Origin of the sequence: Pseudoxanthomonas sp. (assembly GCF_051953815.1) — a bacterium.
Classification (GTDB): Bacteria; Pseudomonadota; Gammaproteobacteria; order Xanthomonadales; family Xanthomonadaceae; genus Pseudoxanthomonas_A.
In genome coordinates, this window is the sequence record NZ_JBQCIJ010000010.1 from 1 (window position 1) to 16641 (window position 16641).

16 protein-coding genes are annotated in these 16641 nt (G+C 69.3%); all 16 read left to right on the forward strand.

Annotated elements, in window-relative coordinates; genetic code table 11:
* On the forward strand, positions 1-1042 hold a 1042-nt coding region (locus ACTHN1_RS02465), incomplete at its 5' end, for a flagellin (protein WP_440469389.1).
* 1286 nt (positions 1043-2328) lie between these two features.
* Complete coding sequence (gene fliD, locus ACTHN1_RS02470) at positions 2329-3687, forward strand: flagellar filament capping protein FliD (RefSeq protein ID WP_440469390.1); 1359 nt, start codon at positions 2329-2331, stop codon at positions 3685-3687.
* Positions 3688-3736: 49 nt separating this feature from the next.
* Entirely contained in the window at positions 3737-4153 is a 417-nt protein-coding gene (gene fliS, locus ACTHN1_RS02475) for a flagellar export chaperone FliS (protein WP_440469391.1), read from the forward strand.
* A 1-nt stretch (position 4154) separates the two neighbouring features.
* Positions 4155-4457, forward strand: coding sequence for a hypothetical protein (locus tag ACTHN1_RS02480; RefSeq protein ID WP_440469392.1), 303 nt, complete (start codon positions 4155-4157; stop codon positions 4455-4457).
* A 3-nt stretch (positions 4458-4460) separates the two neighbouring features.
* Positions 4461-5051 (forward strand): PilZ domain-containing protein, encoded by a 591-nt coding sequence (locus ACTHN1_RS02485; protein WP_440469393.1) that lies wholly within the window; start codon positions 4461-4463, stop codon positions 5049-5051.
* Between the two features lie 234 nt (positions 5052-5285).
* Positions 5286-5918 carry a response regulator gene (locus tag ACTHN1_RS02490; protein WP_440469394.1) on the forward strand — a complete coding sequence of 211 codons (633 nt, stop codon included), beginning with the start codon at positions 5286-5288 and terminating at the stop codon, positions 5916-5918.
* A gap of 251 nt (positions 5919-6169) precedes the next feature.
* Positions 6170-7591, forward strand: coding sequence for an RNA polymerase factor sigma-54 (rpoN, locus tag ACTHN1_RS02495; protein ID WP_440469395.1), 1422 nt, complete (start codon positions 6170-6172; stop codon positions 7589-7591).
* 11 nt (positions 7592-7602) lie between these two features.
* On the forward strand, positions 7603-7983 hold the full coding sequence (locus ACTHN1_RS02500; protein WP_440469396.1) for a response regulator: 381 nt from the start codon (positions 7603-7605) through the stop codon (positions 7981-7983).
* Positions 7976-9439: a sigma-54 dependent transcriptional regulator gene (locus tag ACTHN1_RS02505; RefSeq protein ID WP_440469397.1), complete on the forward strand. Its 1464-nt coding sequence runs from the start codon at positions 7976-7978 to the stop codon at positions 9437-9439. The genes ACTHN1_RS02500 and ACTHN1_RS02505 overlap by 8 nt, the downstream gene beginning before the upstream one ends.
* Before the next feature lie 73 nt (positions 9440-9512).
* Complete coding sequence (gene fliE, locus ACTHN1_RS02510; RefSeq protein WP_295382278.1) at positions 9513-9860, forward strand: flagellar hook-basal body complex protein FliE; 348 nt, start codon at positions 9513-9515, stop codon at positions 9858-9860.
* A 41-nt stretch (positions 9861-9901) separates the two neighbouring features.
* The gene (fliF, locus tag ACTHN1_RS02515) at positions 9902-11572 is read left to right on the forward strand and encodes a flagellar basal-body MS-ring/collar protein FliF (RefSeq protein ID WP_440469398.1); all 1671 of its coding nucleotides are present in this window, start codon (positions 9902-9904) and stop codon (positions 11570-11572) included.
* Between the two features lie 16 nt (positions 11573-11588).
* Positions 11589-12575, forward strand: a complete 987-nt coding sequence (fliG, locus tag ACTHN1_RS02520) for a flagellar motor switch protein FliG (RefSeq protein ID WP_440469439.1) — start codon at positions 11589-11591, stop codon at positions 12573-12575.
* The gene (locus ACTHN1_RS02525) at positions 12572-13183 is read left to right on the forward strand and encodes a FliH/SctL family protein (RefSeq protein ID WP_440469399.1); all 612 of its coding nucleotides are present in this window, start codon (positions 12572-12574) and stop codon (positions 13181-13183) included. Before fliG ends, ACTHN1_RS02525 begins: the two co-directional genes overlap by 4 nt.
* Complete coding sequence (gene fliI / locus ACTHN1_RS02530) at positions 13180-14562, forward strand: flagellar protein export ATPase FliI (RefSeq protein WP_295382283.1); 1383 nt, start codon at positions 13180-13182, stop codon at positions 14560-14562. Before ACTHN1_RS02525 ends, fliI begins: the two co-directional genes overlap by 4 nt.
* 3 nt (positions 14563-14565) lie before the next feature.
* Positions 14566-15024 carry a flagellar export protein FliJ gene (gene fliJ, locus ACTHN1_RS02535; protein WP_440469400.1) on the forward strand — a complete coding sequence of 153 codons (459 nt, stop codon included), beginning with the start codon at positions 14566-14568 and terminating at the stop codon, positions 15022-15024.
* Complete coding sequence (locus ACTHN1_RS02540) at positions 15021-16361, forward strand: flagellar hook-length control protein FliK (protein WP_440469401.1); 1341 nt, start codon at positions 15021-15023, stop codon at positions 16359-16361. Before fliJ ends, ACTHN1_RS02540 begins: the two co-directional genes overlap by 4 nt.
* The last annotated feature ends 280 nt before the right edge of the window (positions 16362-16641 follow it).

The window sequence follows — 16641 nt, forward strand, 5'->3', positions numbered from 1 at the left end:
CACCCAGATCCGGGGCCTGGACGTGGCCGTGCGCAATGCCAACGACGGCATCTCGCTGGCCCAGGTCGCCGAAGGTTCGCTGACCGAAATCGGCAACAACCTGCAGCGCATCCGCGAACTGGCCGTGCAGTCGGCCAATGCCTCCAACTCCGGTTCCGACCGCGCCGCACTGAACGCCGAAGTCAAGCAGCTGGCCTCGGAAATCGACCGCGTCGCCAAGCAGGCCGACTTCAACGGCACCAAGCTGCTGGACGGCTCGTTCTCCAGCCAGCTGTTCCAGGTCGGCGCCAACGCCGGCCAGGCCATCGCCATCGACAAGGTGGTCAACGCCAAGGCCGATGCGCTGGGCGGCGCCAAGTTCGATGCCAACGCCCTGACCCTGGGCGACCTGACCACCAATGCGGCGGTCAAGGTCACCGGCCTGAAGGTCAACGGCGTGAGCATCGATGAGGTCAACGTCGCCCAGGGCGCCAGCGGTGCGGAAACCGCCGCCGCCGCACGCAGCGCGCTGGTCACCGCGATCAACGCCAAGATGGGCGAGACCGGCGTCTATGCCGAAGTCAACGGCACCACCGGCGTCACCCTGACCTCGGTCAAGGACAGCACCAACACCGACGGTTCGTTCAAGGCGATCACCGCCACGGTCGGCACCTGGACGGGCGTGAACGCGGCCGACTCGGGCCAGACCTACACCGCCAAGACCGCCGCGACGACCACCGCCACCAACACCTTCGTGTCGGCCCTGGACATCTCCGGCTTCAAGGGCGCGCAGCAGGCGCTGGAAATCGTCGACAAGGCGCTGACCTCGGTCAACAGCGCGCGCGCCGACCTGGGTGCCATCCAGAACCGCTTCACCTCGGTGGTCGCCAACCTGCAGACCAGCTCGGAAAACCTGGCCGCTTCGCGCAGCCGTATCCGCGACACCGACTTCGCCAAGGAAACCGCCGAACTGACCCGCACCCAGATCCTGCAGCAGGCCGGTACGGCCATGCTGGCCCAGGCCAACCAGGTGCCGCAGAACGTGCTCAGCCTGCTGCGCTGATCGATTTCACCCGCTCCACTTTTCAGCTTCCTGTCGCATACGGGCGGATTCGTCTCCCTCCGTCTTGGCAGTACCCAAACCCCTTCCGGAAACGGGAGGGGTTTCTTTTTGGGGTCGGGGTCGGGGTCGGGGATTGGGGATTGGTCTTTTTTTCTTTGGGCGCTGACGCGCGCCATTGCCGTCGGTCGCCATCGATGGTGCGCTCGCCGCGAGGCCTCACTTTCTTTGCTTGTGCAAAGAAAGTAAGCAAAGAAACACACCCCTGGCGGCGTGCCCTGCGCGCTGCGCGCGCAGGGTCCGCAATCGGTCCGGGAATTTTCGGAAGGGGCATCCTGCCCCTGCCGAAAACGGCGCACGTCCTGTGCGCCGCCCTGCGGGTTTACCCGGCCCACTTGCCACGCCTTAACGGGGGCCCGAAGAGCCAAAGCAACAGCAAAGGCAAAGGCGGCTATCGAGAGGTCGGCTTTGCTCTTGGGGCCCCATCCGCAGCGGTGGCGCCGGTGGGCAAACCCGAAGGGCGCTGCACATGGATGTGCAGCGTTTTGGGCCGGCACATGGATGTGCCGTCCCAAAATTCCCACCGGCGACACGAACCCCGGCCGCGCAGCGGCTGGGGCGCGAGGACCGGGGTGTGTTTCTTTGCTTACTTTCTTTGCACAAGCAAAGAAAGTAAGGCCCCGCGGCGAGCGCGCCATCGGCGAGAACCGATAGCAACCCACGCGCCAGCGCCCGGAAACAAGGCGATGGCCTTTGCCCTTGCTCCCGGGCCCCCATCCGCGGCGGTGTCGCCGGTGGGTAAACCCGCAGGGCGCCGCGCAGGACACGCGGCGTTTTAGGCCGGCACCCGGATGTGCCGTCCCAAAATTCCCACCGGCGACACGAACCCCAGCCGCTTCGCGGCTGGGGCGCGAGGACCGGGGTGTGTTTCTTTGGCTTTCTTTGCACAAGCAAAGAAGCGCTTCTCAACAGCCGAAGGCTGGTCAAGGGACGCCCCGCGGCGAGCGCGCCATGATTAGGAGCCGATGGCAACAACGCGCATCAGCGCCTTGAACAACTGGGTCACCGACCGTTCGCCCCACCCGTGGCACAAATCCTGCATCACCCCACACGTCCCGCATTTCTCGCCGACCCTGGCCCAAGCCATGGCGGCGGGAGACGGAGAAATGCGGGCTAAAGATCGGCCTCCGGAGGCCGCTACCACTACACGGGCGACACCGCCATCCATCAGCGGATGTCAGGGTCGCCCCGACGCCCGTTCCGGAACGGGCACGACAGGAGATTGGGCAATGGCAGACTACTCGCTCGGTTACGGTGGCATCGGCTCCGGCCTGAACATCACCGGCATGGTGGAGAACCTGGTGGCTGCGGATCGCAAGCCCGCCGACGCCCGCCTCAACCGCATCGAGTCCACCGCCAAGTTCAAGGTCTCCGCGCTGGGCACGGTCAGCTCGGCCTTCAGCACCCTGGAAACCGCGCTGAAGGCGCTCAAGGCGGCCGACGCCTTCGACAGCCGCACCAGCAAGGTCGGCACCGACACCGTGCTGGGCGCGACCGCCGGCAAGGGCACGCCCAGCGGCGAATACACCATCCAGGTGCTGGATCTGGCCACCGCCAACAAATGGACCGCCAACCAGCCGGTGACGGCCGAACAGACCTTCGGTGCCGGCAAACTGACGCTGACGGTCGGCGGCGAAACGCTCGACATCAACATCGCCGAGGGCGCCCGGCTGGTCGACGTGCGCAGCGCGATCAACGACGCCGCCCGCAGCAAGGGCGTGCAGGCCAGCGTGATTACCTCCAACGAGGGCCTGTTCCTGTCAGTGGCCTCGGACAAACCCGGCGCCGCCAACGGCATCAGCCTGGCCTTCAGCGAAGGCGGCGCGGATCTGCAGAATCTGGCCAACAGCATGGTCGAACGCGTCCCGGCGACGGATGCGCGGGTCTCGATCGACGGCCTGACCGTGACCGCCAGCAGCAACAAGATCACCGATGCGGTGCCCGGGCTGACCCTGGATCTGAAGGCCAAGGGCACCAGCACCGTCACCGTATCCAGCGACGTGGCCGCCAGCCGCAAGCTGGTGCAGGATTTCGTGACCGCCTACAACGGCGTGATCACCGCCATCAACGGCTCCACCAAGTACGACGCCGGCACCGACACCCCGTCGGCGCTGACCGGCGACGCGCAGATGCGCGGCATCGCCGGGCAGATGCGCGGGGTACTGGGCGATCTGCTGGGCGAGCTCGCCAAGCAGGGCCTGGACGCCAAGACCCTGGGCCTGCAGACCAAGGGCTATCCGTCCTCGGACGGCAGCCTGACCCTGGACACGGCCAAGTTCGACGCGCTGATGGCGTCCAATCCGGAAAAGGTCCGCGCCGCCTTCACCGGCGACAACGGTTTCGCCGGCAAGCTGCAGGCCACCGTCGCCACCTACATCGGCAAGGAAGGATCGCTCACCCGCCGCACCGATGGACTCAATGCCCAGATCAAGGACATCGGCAATCAGCGCAAGGCGCTGGATGCGCGCATGGAAGCGGTCGGCAACCGTTACAAGGCGCAGTTCGTGGCGCTGGACAACATGATGTCGCGCATGAACAGCACCAGTTCTTACCTTTCGCAGCAGCTTGCTGCCCTGGCCTCGCAGTGAGGCCACCTCCGCGGAAGGATTTTCCGCGGAAGACCAGGAGATAGAAGGAATGTCAGCCCATTCTTACGCCGCGCAGTACCGCAACACGGGCCTCAGCAGTGCCGTGATGGAAGCCGATCCGCATCGCCTGGTGGCGCTGCTGCTGGCCGGCGCCTGCGAGCGCATCCGGCTGGCGGAAGCCTGCATGGAGCACGGCGACCTGGCCCGCAAGGGCAAGGCGATCGGCGAGGTGTGCGCCATCATCGGGCACCTCAATGGTTCGCTCGACCACGAGGCCGGCGGCGAGATCGCCGGCAGCCTCTCGGCGCTGTACGACTACCTGCAGGGCCGCCTGATCGAGGCCAATCTGCACAACGACACGGCCGCGCTGCGCGAGTCGCTGGAACTGCTGGGCGAAATCGAATCGGCCTGGAACGCCATTCCCGCCGAACAGCGCCAGCGCCCGCCCGTGGTCCAGGAGGCCTGAGATGTCCGCGGTGACGGTGGACACCCTGTTCGCCCAGCTGCAGGCGATGCACGACAGCCTGCAGAACGGCGCCCTGGACACCGTGCAGGAACTGCTGGAACAGCATGATCGCGACGTACGCGGCTTCATGCAGGCCCATGGCAGCCGCGACACCGGCGCCGACACGCTGTCCAACCTGCTCTACGCGCAGTTGCAGTTGCAGGACCGCCTGCGCGACGCGCGCGACGCGGCCGCCCGCAAGCTGCGCGAATCGCAGCAGGCCGAGCGCGCCACGCGCGCCTATCTGTCGACCCCGGGAGGTTGAGCCATGCCCACGCGCGTGCCCATGCTGACCCACCCGGCCGAAACCGAACTGTTCGGCGATGCCCTGACCTGCGAGGCGTGGCTGCCGGCCGGTTTCCGCGTCGGCGAACCGCGCCAGCCGCCGGCCGCCGCCGAGAGCCTGCTGCACGCATTGGCGGTGGCCGAGGACGCGCGGGGCGATGACGCCGACGACCGCAAGGGCGAACCGCCGATCTCGTTCCAGCGCCTGGAAGCCAAGGTCGATCTGCTGATGAACCTGGTCGGCAAGCTGGCGCGCCAGCGCGACGACGCGCTGCCCCTGCGCGGCCTGCGCTGGTCGCACCTGGGCCTGCGCCTGGACGCCGCGCAGGCGTTCGATCTCGCCCACGATGACGCCGGCGTGGCGCTGATCGAGCCGGCCAGCTGGCTCAGCGATCACATCGAACTGCCGGCCAAGGTGCTGGCGACATCCGCGACCGCCGATGGACAGCATCATCTGTGGCTGCGCTTCGCCCCGCTCGGCGCCGGCCTGGCCGATGCGCTGGAACGCCATCTGTTCCGCCTGCATCGCCGCCAGATTGCCGAAGCCCGCCTGATGGCGCGCCAGGCCGATTGATCTCCTCGTTGTTCCTGCCGTCCCCGCGCCGCGCGCGCGACGGAATCCGGACGGGCTGGAAGCGACGCCGGACCGTCGGACGCATCGACCGCCGCATCGACGGAAATCCGGCGCCACGGGCCGAGCTTGTGTGACGAGCTTCAAGCTTTGATGGCTTCGACACAAAAGTAACATTGGCGGGATCCCGACGTGCCGCTATCGTGGCGCGACCTCCTCACGAGCCCCTCCCGTCCCGTGCGTGTCCTGATCGTTGATGACCATACCCTGGTGCGCGCCGGCATCGGCCGCCTGCTCCAGTCGATCGCGGACGTGGACGTGGTGGCGGAGGCCTCCGACGGCCAGCAGGCGCTGGACATGGCGGCGATCCACCGGCCGGACGTCATCCTGCTCGATCTGTCCCTGCCCGATCGCAGCGGCCTGGATCTGCTCAAGCCGCTGAAGGAAGCGCTGCCGCAGACCAAGGTCGTGATCATGTCGATGCACAACGATCCCGGCCAGGTGCGCAGCGCGCTGGATCGCGGCTGCGCCGGCTTCGTCGTTAAGGAAGCGGCGCCGATGGAACTGGAACTGGCCCTGCGCGCGGCCGCGGCGGGCCAGGTCTTCCTGAGCCCGCAAGTGTCGTCGAAGATGCTCGCGCCAATGCTCGGCAACGCCCGGCCGACCGGCATCGACGCGCTGTCGCCGCGCCAGCGCCAGATCCTGCGCAAACTCGGCGGCGGCATGAGCAGCAAGGAAATCGCCGCCCACCTGGGCATCAGCGTCAAGACCGTGGAAACCCACCGCGCGCGCATGATGGAATCGCTCGGTTGCCGGCGCGCCAACGATCTGCTGCTGCTGGCCGCGCGCCACCAGAACGATTTGGCCTGAGCCTTGCAGGACAGGGGGACGCCCGCCGTCCCCGCGGCGGCGTAACGTCGCCCGCCCTTCCCCCGCCACCTTCCCGACAACCTTCCAGCGTCCAAAGTCCGGCGATGTCGGGGAAATCCCGACAGCGCGCTCGGGCGTGCCCCCACCACAACCAGAAACGCCCTGATTCTTTTTCCGCCGCGCGCGGCGCACAGTTTCCCCACGACGTGAAATCCACGTGAGCGTCGCATCGGGGCAACGGGGAAAAGGGAATGAAGACGGGACTCGCCACGCAGCTCGGCCAGCAATTGCACCTCACGCCGCAGTTGCTGCAATCGATCAGGCTGCTGCAGCTGGACGGCCTGCAACTGGAAATGGAAGTCCGCCGCGCGCTCGACGCCAATCCATTGCTGGAACTGGAAGAAGAACCCGCCGCCGTGGAGGAACGCGCCGACGTCGCCAGCGCCAGTCTGGAAACCGCCGCGTTCGACGAACTGCCGGAAAGCTCGATGTGGGACGTGCATGGCGGCGGCTGGCAGGACGGCGACGAGGATCGCCTGCAACGCCTGGAAGACGGCGGCACCACCGACCCGCAACTGCGCGCCCTGCAGGCGCTGGCGCTGGAACTGGACCCGGCCGCGCTGGAGGTGGCCGCGTTCTGGCTGGAGCACACCGATGACGCCGGCTACCTGACCACCGACGCCCCGGCGCTGGCGAACCTGGCCGCCGAACGCTTCTCCGTGGACGCCGCCGACGCCGAAGCCGTCCGCCAGCGCATCCTGCAGGGCGAATGCACCGGCCTGGCCGCACGCGATCTGCGCGAATGCCTGCTGGTGCAGTTGGCCGCCCTGCCCGGCCGGACCCCGGCCCGCCTGATCGCCCGCCACATCCTCACCGACGCGCTGGACCTGCTGGCCGCGCACGACGAAGCCGCGCTGGCCGCGCGCCTGCACCTGGATCCGGAACAGATCCGCGAAGGCATCCGCCTGATTCTCTCGCTGCAACCGCGCCCGGCCGAGACGCTGCTGCCGGCGCCGGCCGGCCACATCGTGCCGGACGTGGTGGCCTGGCACGCCGACTGCGCCTGGCGGGTCGCGCTGAACCCGGCCACCACCCCGCGCCTGTCGGTCTCGCCGATGCACGAGCGTGCGCTGGAGCAACTGGATTCGCGCACCGAACAGAGCGAAGGCGCCCGCCGCCTGCGCGAACTGCTGCAGGAAGCCCGCTGGCTGACCCGCGGCCTGTCGATGCGCTACGAAACCCTGCTGCGCACCGCCCGCGCCATCGTCGAACGCCAGGCCGGCTTCCTCGCCCATGGCGACGAGGCGATGGCGCCGCTGACCCTGAAGGAAATCGCCGACGAAATCGGCATGCACGAATCCACCATCTCGCGCATCACCACCGGCAAGTACATGCAGACCCCGCGCGGCACCTTCGAACTGAAGCATTTCTTCGCGGTGCGCCTGGAAGGCGCCAGCGTCGCCGGTCCGGCCGTGCGCGCGATGGTGCGCCGGCTGATCGAGAACGAACCGGCGCACAAGCCGCTGGCCGACGAGGCCATCGCCGGCCTGCTGGCGCGCCAGGGCATCCACATCGCCCGCCGCACCGTGGCCAAGTACCGCGAGCAACTGGACATCGCCTCCGCGCGCGACCGCCGTCGCGGTAACGTGTCGACCTTGGCCAGGGCCGGATAGGACGCACGCGCATGAACAAGATCACCGTACTGCTGGTGGACGACCACGAGGGTTTCATCAACGCGGCCATCCGCCACCTGCGCAAGCTGGACTGGCTGGAGGTCGTCGGCCGCGCCGGCAACGGCCTGGAGGCCATCGAGCGCTCCGAGGCGCTGCGCCCGCACGTGGTGCTGATGGATCTGGCGATGCCGGAGATGGGCGGCCTGCAGGCCACCCGCCTGATCAAGACCCAGGACCAGCCCCCGTTCGTGGTCATCGCCAGCCATTTCGACGACGCCGAACACCGCGAGCACGCCGCCCGCGCCGGCGCCGACGAATTCGTCAGCAAGCTTTCCTACATCCAGGAAGTACTGCCCATCCTGGAAAAGTTCCGAGACAACCGCCATGAGTGAATCCCGAATCCTGGTCCTCGACGCCGATGCCGCCCGCGCCGTGCGGGTGACCGATCTGCTGGAGTTCATGGATCTGACCCCGCGCTGGGCCGCCGAGACCGGCGACGTGGACATCGGCCGGCACCGGCCGCACGACTTCATGGCCGTGATCGTCGGCCGGATCGAGGAGAGCGCGGCGACCCGCGCGTTCTTCGCCTGGCTGGGCAACGCGCCGCTGCCGCCGCCGGTGCTGCTGCTGGAAAACGAACCGGCCGCCTTCGCCAATGCGCATGGCCTGCACGAGGCCGGGGTCTGGCCGCTGGACACCCCGATCCGCCACAGCCAGCTGGAAAGCTGCCTGCGCCGCGCCAGCCTCAAGCGCCTGGACACCGAACACCAGGCCCAGACCGCGCAGGGCAACGGCCCGACCGGCAACAGCCCGGCGGTGGTGCGCCTGCGCCGGCTGATCGATCAGGTCGCCGCGTTCGACACCACCGTGCTGGTGCTGGGCGAGTCCGGCACCGGCAAGGAAGTGGTGGCGCGCGCCATCCACGAGCATTCGCCGCGCCGCGACGGCCCGTTCGTGGCCATCAACTGCGGCGCGATTCCGCCGGACCTGCTGGAGAGCGAACTGTTCGGCCACGAGAAAGGCGCGTTCACCGGTGCGCTCAGCGCGCGCAAGGGCCGCTTCGAGATGGCCGAGGGCGGCACCCTGCTGCTGGACGAAATCGGCGACATGAGCCTGCCGATGCAGGTCAAGCTGCTGCGCGTGCTGCAGGAGCGCAGTTTCGAGCGCGTGGGCGGCAACCAGACCATCCGCTGCAACGTGCGGGTGATCGCCGCGACCCACCGCAACCTGGAGGATCGCATCGCCGAAGGGCACTTCCGCGAGGATCTGTTCTACCGCCTCAACGTGTTCCCGATCGAGATGCCGGCCCTGCGCGAACGCCTGGACGATCTGCCGGCGCTGGTCGCCACCCTGGCGATGCAGCTGGCCCGCACCGGCCGCGGCGAGGTGCGCTTCGCCGACGAAGCGCTGCAGGCGCTGCGCGCCTATGCCTGGCCGGGCAACGTGCGCGAGCTGACCAACCTGGTCGAGCGCATGGCGGTGCTGCATCCCGGCGGCCTGGTCCGCGCCCAGGATCTGCCGCGGCGCTACCAGCCCGAAGACGGCGCGCCGGCGGCCATGCCCGCCATCGAGGCGCCGGCCGTCGCGTCCAATCCCGCTTCCGCCGCCGTCGTCGCCGTCGAGGCGCCCGCGGCGCAGCCCTCCGGCGACCGCCTGCCGGAGGACGGCATCGATCTGCGCGAGCACATCGCCCGCATCGAACTGAACCTGATCCGCGACGCCCTGGATCGCGCCGGCGGCGTGGTCGCCCATGCCGCCCAGCTGCTCGGCCTGCGCCGCACCACCCTGGTGGAAAAGCTGCGCAAGTACGGCGTGGAACGCGAGGACGCGCTGGCGACGGAAAACTGACAGGCCGGGCGCGACGGTTGCGGCACGCATCTTGCACCGATGACCCCAGACACTCCGTCGAACGCCCGCGCCCATGTCCGATTCCGTCGCTTCCATCCTCTCGCAGATCCGCAGCTACCAGCACCAGCTGGGCACGCGCACGCTGGAGCCGGTGCAGAACCCGAACGCGGTGCAGTTCGGCCAGCCCGCGGTCAAGGCGCCCAGCTTCGGTGAAACCCTGCAGAACGCCCTGCAGGGCGTGAACGACGCGCAGAAAACCGCCGGCGCCCTGTCGCAGGCGTTCGAGCTGGGCGACCCCCGCGCCGATCTGGCCCGGGTGATGGTCGCCGCCCAGCAGTCGCAGGTCGCCTTCCGCGCCACCGTCGAAGTCCGCAACCGTCTCGTCCAGGCCTACCAGGACGTGATGAACATGCCGCTGTAACTCCCCTCGCCTGAGCCCGAACGCACCGGAACCGCACGCCCATGGCCCTGACCCTGTCCAAGGAATCGCTGAAGGAATCGCTGAACGCCGAGAAGGCGGGCGCGGCGCTGTCGAAAATCCAGGACTTCCCGGTGTTCCGCCAGTTCGGCACGCTGCTGATGATCGCCGGCGCGGTCGCGGTCGGCCTGATGGTGTTCTTCTGGTCGCAGAAGCCCGACTTCACCCCGCTCTACACCGGCCTGGACGCCAAGGCCACCGCCGAGGCCACCGACCTGCTGCGCGCCGCGCAGATTCCGTTCCAGCTCGACCAGGCCAGCGGCGCGATTTCGGTGCCGGCGGAAAACCTGCACGACGCCCGCCTCAAGCTGGCCAGCTCCGGACTGGCCGACAACGGTCGCCTGGGCTTTGAACTGATGGAGCGCGATCCCGGCTTCGGGGTCAGCCAGTTCGTCGAGAACGCGCGCTACCAGCACGCGCTGGAAACCGAACTGGTGCGCACCATCACCACCCTGCGCCCGGTCCGCGACGCCCGCGTGCACCTGGCCATTCCCAAGCCCAGCGCGTTCACCCGCCAGCGCGAGGTCGCCAGCGCCTCGGTGGTGCTGGAACTGCGTTCCGGCGCGATGCTGGAACGCAACCAGGTCGACGCCATCGTCCATCTGGTGTCCTCCAGCATTCCGGATCTGGCGCCCGAACGCGTCACCGTGGTCGATCAGAGCGGCCGCATGCTGACCATCAGCGATCCCAACAGCGAGGCCGCGCTCAACGCCGCCCAGTTCGAGCGCGTGCGCAAGCTGGAAACCTCGCTCAACCAGCGCATCAAGGAACTGCTGGAGCCGCTGACCGGTCCCGGTCGGGTCAACGCCGAGGTCGCGGTGGACATGGACTTCTCCGTAGTCGAGGAAGCGCGCGAGACCTTCGCCAACGATCCGGCCAAGGTGCGCAGCGAGCAGGTCAGCCAGAACACCGTCGCCCAGCCCGGCCCGGAAGGCGTGCCCGGCGCGACCAGCAACACCCCGCCCGGTCCCAACGCGGCCGCCGCGCCCAACCCGAACGCGCCGGTGGAAACCGCCAGCAGCGCGACCCGCAACTTCGAGATGGATCGCACCCTGCAGCACACCCGCCAGCCCGCCGGCCGGGTGCGCCGGGTCACCGCCGCGGTGCTGGTCGACCACGTGCCGCGCACCGGCGCCAACGGCAAGTCCACGATGGTGCCGCTGGACGCGGCCACCCTCGCCCGGGTCGAGGCGCTGGTGAAGGAAGCGGTCGGCTTCGACGCCGCGCGCGGCGACTCGGTGTCGGTGATGAACGCGCCGTTCGTGCGCGAGCCGGTGCCGGCGGAGGACGTGCCGTTCTGGGAAAGCCCGTGGCTGCAGAACCCGATGGTGCGCGACGTCGCCCGCTACGGCCTGGGCGCGATCGTGGTGCTGGCGCTGCTGTTCGGCGTGCTGCGCCCGGCGATGCGCCAGATCATCCAGCCGCGCGCCAAGAAGCACCCGCCTGCCGAAGTCGACGTGAGCCTGGTCGACGAAGGCGACGAGGATGCCCGCATCGTCGCCGCGCTGCGCCAGGATCACGCCGAAATCAGCGTCCCGCGCGCGCTCGCCTCGGACGCCTACGAGGATCGCCTGCGGCATGCCCGCGAGGCGGTGAAGAACGACTCCAAGCAGGTCGCGCAGGTGGTCAAGGACTGGGTGGCCAGCGATGACTAATCCGAACGTCGCCGAACTGACCGGCGTGCAGCGCGCCGCCGTTCTGCTGCTCTCGCTCGGCGAGCAGGACGCCGCCGAAGTGCTCAAGCACATGAACGCCAAGGAAGTGCAGAAGCTGGGCATCGCCATGGCCACCATCAGCGGCATCAGCCGCGAGCAGGTGCTGCAGGTGATGGACACCTTCAACCACTCGCTGGAAAAGCAGACCTCGCTGGGCATGGGCGCCGACGACTATGTGCGCAAGGTGCTGGTGCAGGCGCTGGGCGAGGACAAGGCCGGCAGCCTGATCGACCGCATCCTGCTGGGTCGCAACACCACCGGCCTGGACACCCTGAAGTGGATGGATCCGCGCGCCATCGCCGATCTGGTCCGCAACGAGCACCCGCAGATCATCGCCATCGTGCTCTCGCACCTGGACGGCGACCAGGCGGCCGAAACCCTGAAGATGCTGCCCGAGCGCGCGCGCTCGGACGTGCTGCTGCGCATCGCCACCCTGGACGGCATCCCGCCCAACGCGCTCAACGAACTCAACGAGATCATGGAGCGGCAGTTCTCCGGCAACCAGAATCTGAAGTCCTCCACCATCGGCGGCATCAAGGTGGCGGCCAACATCCTCAACTTCATGGACAGCGGCCAGGACCAGACCATCCTGGGCGCGATCAACCAGATCGATTCCGAACTGGGCGCGCGCATCCAGGACCTGATGTTCGTGTTCGACAACCTGATCGACCTGGACGACCGCGAACTGCAGGCGATGCTGCGCGAAGTGCCCAACGATCGCCTGGGGCTGGCCCTGCGCGGCGCCGACGCCAAGGTGCGCGAGAAGATCACCCGCAACATGTCCCAGCGCGCGGCCCAGATCCTGATGGAGGACATGGAGGCGCGCGGCCCGGTGCGGCTGTCCGACGTGGAAGGCGCGCAGAAGGAAATCCTCGCCATCGTCCGCCGCCTCGCCGACCAGGGCGTCATTTCGCTCAACGCCAGCAGTGAGGAGATGGTATGAGCGATCCCGTGCGCTGGATGGCCCCGCCGCTGGACTTCGTGGCCCGCCGCGAACCGGCGACCGACGTGCCGGTGCTGCGTCCACCGAGCCTGGAGGAAATCCAGGCCATCGAGGAAGCCGCCTACCGCGAGGGACTGGAACGCGGCCGCGCCGAAGGGCACGCCGAGGGTTTCGCCCAGGGCCAGACCGACGTGCGCCGGTTGACCGCGCAGATCGAAGGCATCCTGGACAACTTCTCGCGTCCGCTGGACCGGCTGGAAAACGAAGTGATGGGCGCCCTGTCGGAGCTGGCGGTGCGCATCGCCGGCAGCCTGGTCGGCCGCGCCTACCAGGCCGATCCGATGCTGCTGTCGGAACTGGCCAGCGCCGCGCTCGACGCGGTCGGCGGCACCAGCCGCGAGGTGGAGCTGCGCCTGCATCCGGACGACATCGCCGCGTTGACGCCGGTGCTGTCGATGATGCCGTCCACCCGCCTGACCGCCGACACCTCGCTGAGCCGCGGCGATCTGCGCGTGCATGCCGAGAGCGTGCGCATCGATGGCACCCTGGAAGCGCGCCTGCGCGGCGCGCTGGAAAACGTGTTGCAACGCGGAGGCGCCGCCGGATGAGCGCGCAACCGCTGGAATGGCTGAACGCGCGCGACCTGCGGCTGGCCGCGCGGCTGTCGCAGATCCGCCCCAACCTGGGCAGCCACGGCCTGATCCGCGAAGGCATCCTGCGCCGCGCGGTCGGCCTGACCCTGGAAGCGATCGGCTGCGAGGCGCCATTGGGCGCCACCTGCAAGGTCGAAGTCGTCGACGGCGGCTGGGTGGACGCGGAAGTGGTCGGCTTCGCCGGCGAGCGCACCTACCTGATGCCCAGCGCCGAACTGCACGGCCTGTTGCCGAACGCGCGGGTGGTGCCGCTGCGCCGGCGCGGCGGCGTGGAGGTCGGCGAAGGCCTGCTGGGCCGGGTCATCGATTCGGACGGCGTGCCGCTGGACGGACGCGGCCCGATCCGCGCCGAATCCACCGTGAGCCTGTCGGGCGTGGCGATCAATCCGCTCTCGCGCGAACCCATCACCCAGCCGCTGGACGTGGGCGTGCGCGCGATCAACGCGCTGCTGCCGATCGGACGCGGCCAGCGCGTGGGCCTGTTTGCCGGCTCGGGCGTCGGCAAATCGACCCTGCTCGGCATGATGACCCGCTACACCGCCGCCGACGTGATCGTCGTCGGCCTGATCGGCGAGCGTGGCCGCGAAGTGCGCGACTTCGTCGAAAGCACGCTGGGCCCGGCGGGCCTGGCGCGCGCGGTGGTGGTCGCCAGTCCGGCTGATCGCCCGCCGCTGGCGCGCCTGCAGGGCGCCTACCGCGCCACCGCGATCGCCGAATGGTTCCGCGATCAGGGCCTGAACGTCCTGTTGCTGATGGATTCGCTGACCCGCTTCGCCCAGGCCCAGCGCGAAATCGGCCTGTCGGTGGGCGAACCGCCGACCACCCGCGGCTACCCGCCGTCGGTGTTCGCGCGCCTGCCCGCCTTGGTCGAACGCGCCGGCAACGGCTCGGCCGGGCGTGGCTCCATCACCGCCTTCTACACCGTGCTGACCGAAGGCGACGATCCGCAGGATCCGATCGCCGACGCGGCGCGCGCGATCCTCGACGGCCACATCCTGCTCTCGCGCCGGGTCGCCGACAGCGGCCTGTACCCGGCCATCGACGTCGAATCCTCGGTCAGCCGCGTGGTCACCGAGATCGCCGATGAAACCTGGCGCGATCGCATCCGCAAGCTCAAGCGGCTGCTGTCGGCCTACACCAGCAACCGCGATCTGATCGCCATCGGCGCCTACCAGCGCGGCAGCGATCCGACCGTCGACGAGGCCCTGGAACGCTGGCCGGAAATCGTCGAATTCCTCGGCCAGGACGTGGCCCGTTCGGCGGATCTGCGGGACAGCCGCGACGCCCTGGAACAACTGGTCGAACGCAATGCGCAAGCCCGCAAGGAACCCTAAGCCATGATGCAATCCCGTCGAATCGATCCGCTGCTGCGCCGCGCCCAGGAGAAGGAAGACGCGGTGGCCCGCGATCTGGCCGAGCGCCAGCGCACCCTGGCGATGCACGAATCACGGCTGGAAGAGCTGCGCCGGTACGCCGAGGAGTACGCCAGCAGCCAGATGGCGGCGACCAGCCCGGCCCAGCTGGCCAACCGGCGCGCGTTCCTGGATCGCCTGGACAGCGCGGTGCAGCAGCAGGCGCAGACCGTGGATCGCAGCCGCGCCAGCGTGGACATCGAACGCGATCGCCTGCTGCTGGCCAGTCGCGACAAGCAGGTGCTGGAACAGCTGGCCGCCAGCTACCGGGTGCAGGAGCACCAGGTGGTCGAGCGCCGCAACCAGCGCGAGATGGACGATCTGGGCGCGCGTCGCGCCCGCCTGGCGGCGACCGCCGCCGAGGAAACCGAGGAGAGCAAGTGAAGGCCGACGCTTCCGGCTGGCTGTCCGGCCTCGCCGGCGGCGCCATGCCCGGGCCGGCGGGTGCGCCGGGTTCGCGTCCCGCCGACACGGCGGAGCCGGCGCCCGCCTTCGACCGCCTGCTGCGCCGCGCTTCGCCGCCGGCGCGCGGCGAACGCGCGGCCGCGGCCGAAGCGCGCGAACGCGATACCGCCGCCGCCCCGCGCGAACGCACGTCGCAATCATCCGCCCCGTCCTCGCGCGCCGACACCCGCGACACCCGCACCGGCGCCTCGCGCCGCGCCGACAAGAGCTCCGCCAGCGAAACACCCGTCGACGATGCAAGCGCCGGGACGGAGCGCGAACCTGCGCGCGCCTCCGGCGAAGACGACCGCGACACCGCGGCGCCCTGGCCGCCGATGGGCCTGATCCTGCCGGCGATCCCGCTGCCCGTGGATGCCGTCGACGCGGGCGCCGTCGCCGCGCCGGCCACGGATGCCCTGCTCACCGGAGCACCGACACTGCCCCCGCTGCCCGCGTCGGGACTGCGCCTGTCCGGCAATGCCGCACCCACATGGATAGGCGACATCACTCCGGGCGACGCCGCGCTGCCCGCCGGCACGACCGTCGCCGCGACCATCGCGCCCGCGTCCGGCGAAGCCGCCGCGACCTCCGCCCGCACGACGGGCGAACCGATCGCGACGCCGTCCACGCCCCCCTCGCCCGCCGCCGCGATCGCGTTGCCCGACATCGCCGCCACCGGCGAGTCCTTGCCGCCTCCGCTCGCTCTCGGTTTCGCCGCGCTCAAGGAATTGACCGGCGACGCCAGCGGCAACGACGCCGACGCGCCCGCGCCGACGTCCGCCGCCCTGTTCGGCGCACCGCCGCCGGTGTCCGATCACGGCCTCGCCCGCACCGCCACCGTCAACCCGCTGACCGCGATGACGCCGGATCTGCGCGGCGATCGTTTCGGCGACACGCTTGGCACCCAGATGACCTGGATGGCCGAGCAGAAGATCGGCCACGCGCACATCCGGGTCAGTCCCGGCGACCTGGGCGCCATCGAGGTCAGCCTGCGCCTGGACGGCGATCGCGTGCACGCGGATTTCAGCAGCGCGCAGCCGGAAGTCCGGCAGGCGTTGCAGGACAGCCTGCCGCGCCTGCGCGAGATGCTGGGGCAGCAGGGTTTCCAGTTGGCCCAGGCCGATGTGGGACATCGGCAGCAGTCCCCGTCGCAGTCTTCCACGCCCGCGCAATCGGCGGCGGGGGGACGGAGTGACGGTGGCGCGGGGGAATCCGGGCAGGGGGTGGTGACGACTACGGTGCGGACATTGCGCGGGTTGCTGGACGCTTACGCCTGAGCGGTTCGGGGAGCCTCGTCTCCCGGACACGGCGTCGGATATCGGGCATGTCTGCGAAGGTCGCTGCGGTGGCTATGCCTTTGCTTTGAGATTCCGCTCGGGTATCGGGTTGGCTGTTGGGCGCTGACGCGCGGGTTGCTATCGGTTCTCGCCGATGGTGCGCTGCCGCGGGGCGTCCCTTTCTTTGCTTGTGCAAAGAAAGGAACCAAAGAAAGCACACCCCGGTCCTCGCGCCCCAGCCGCGAAGCGGCTGGGGTCCGTGTCGCCGCCGGGAATTTTG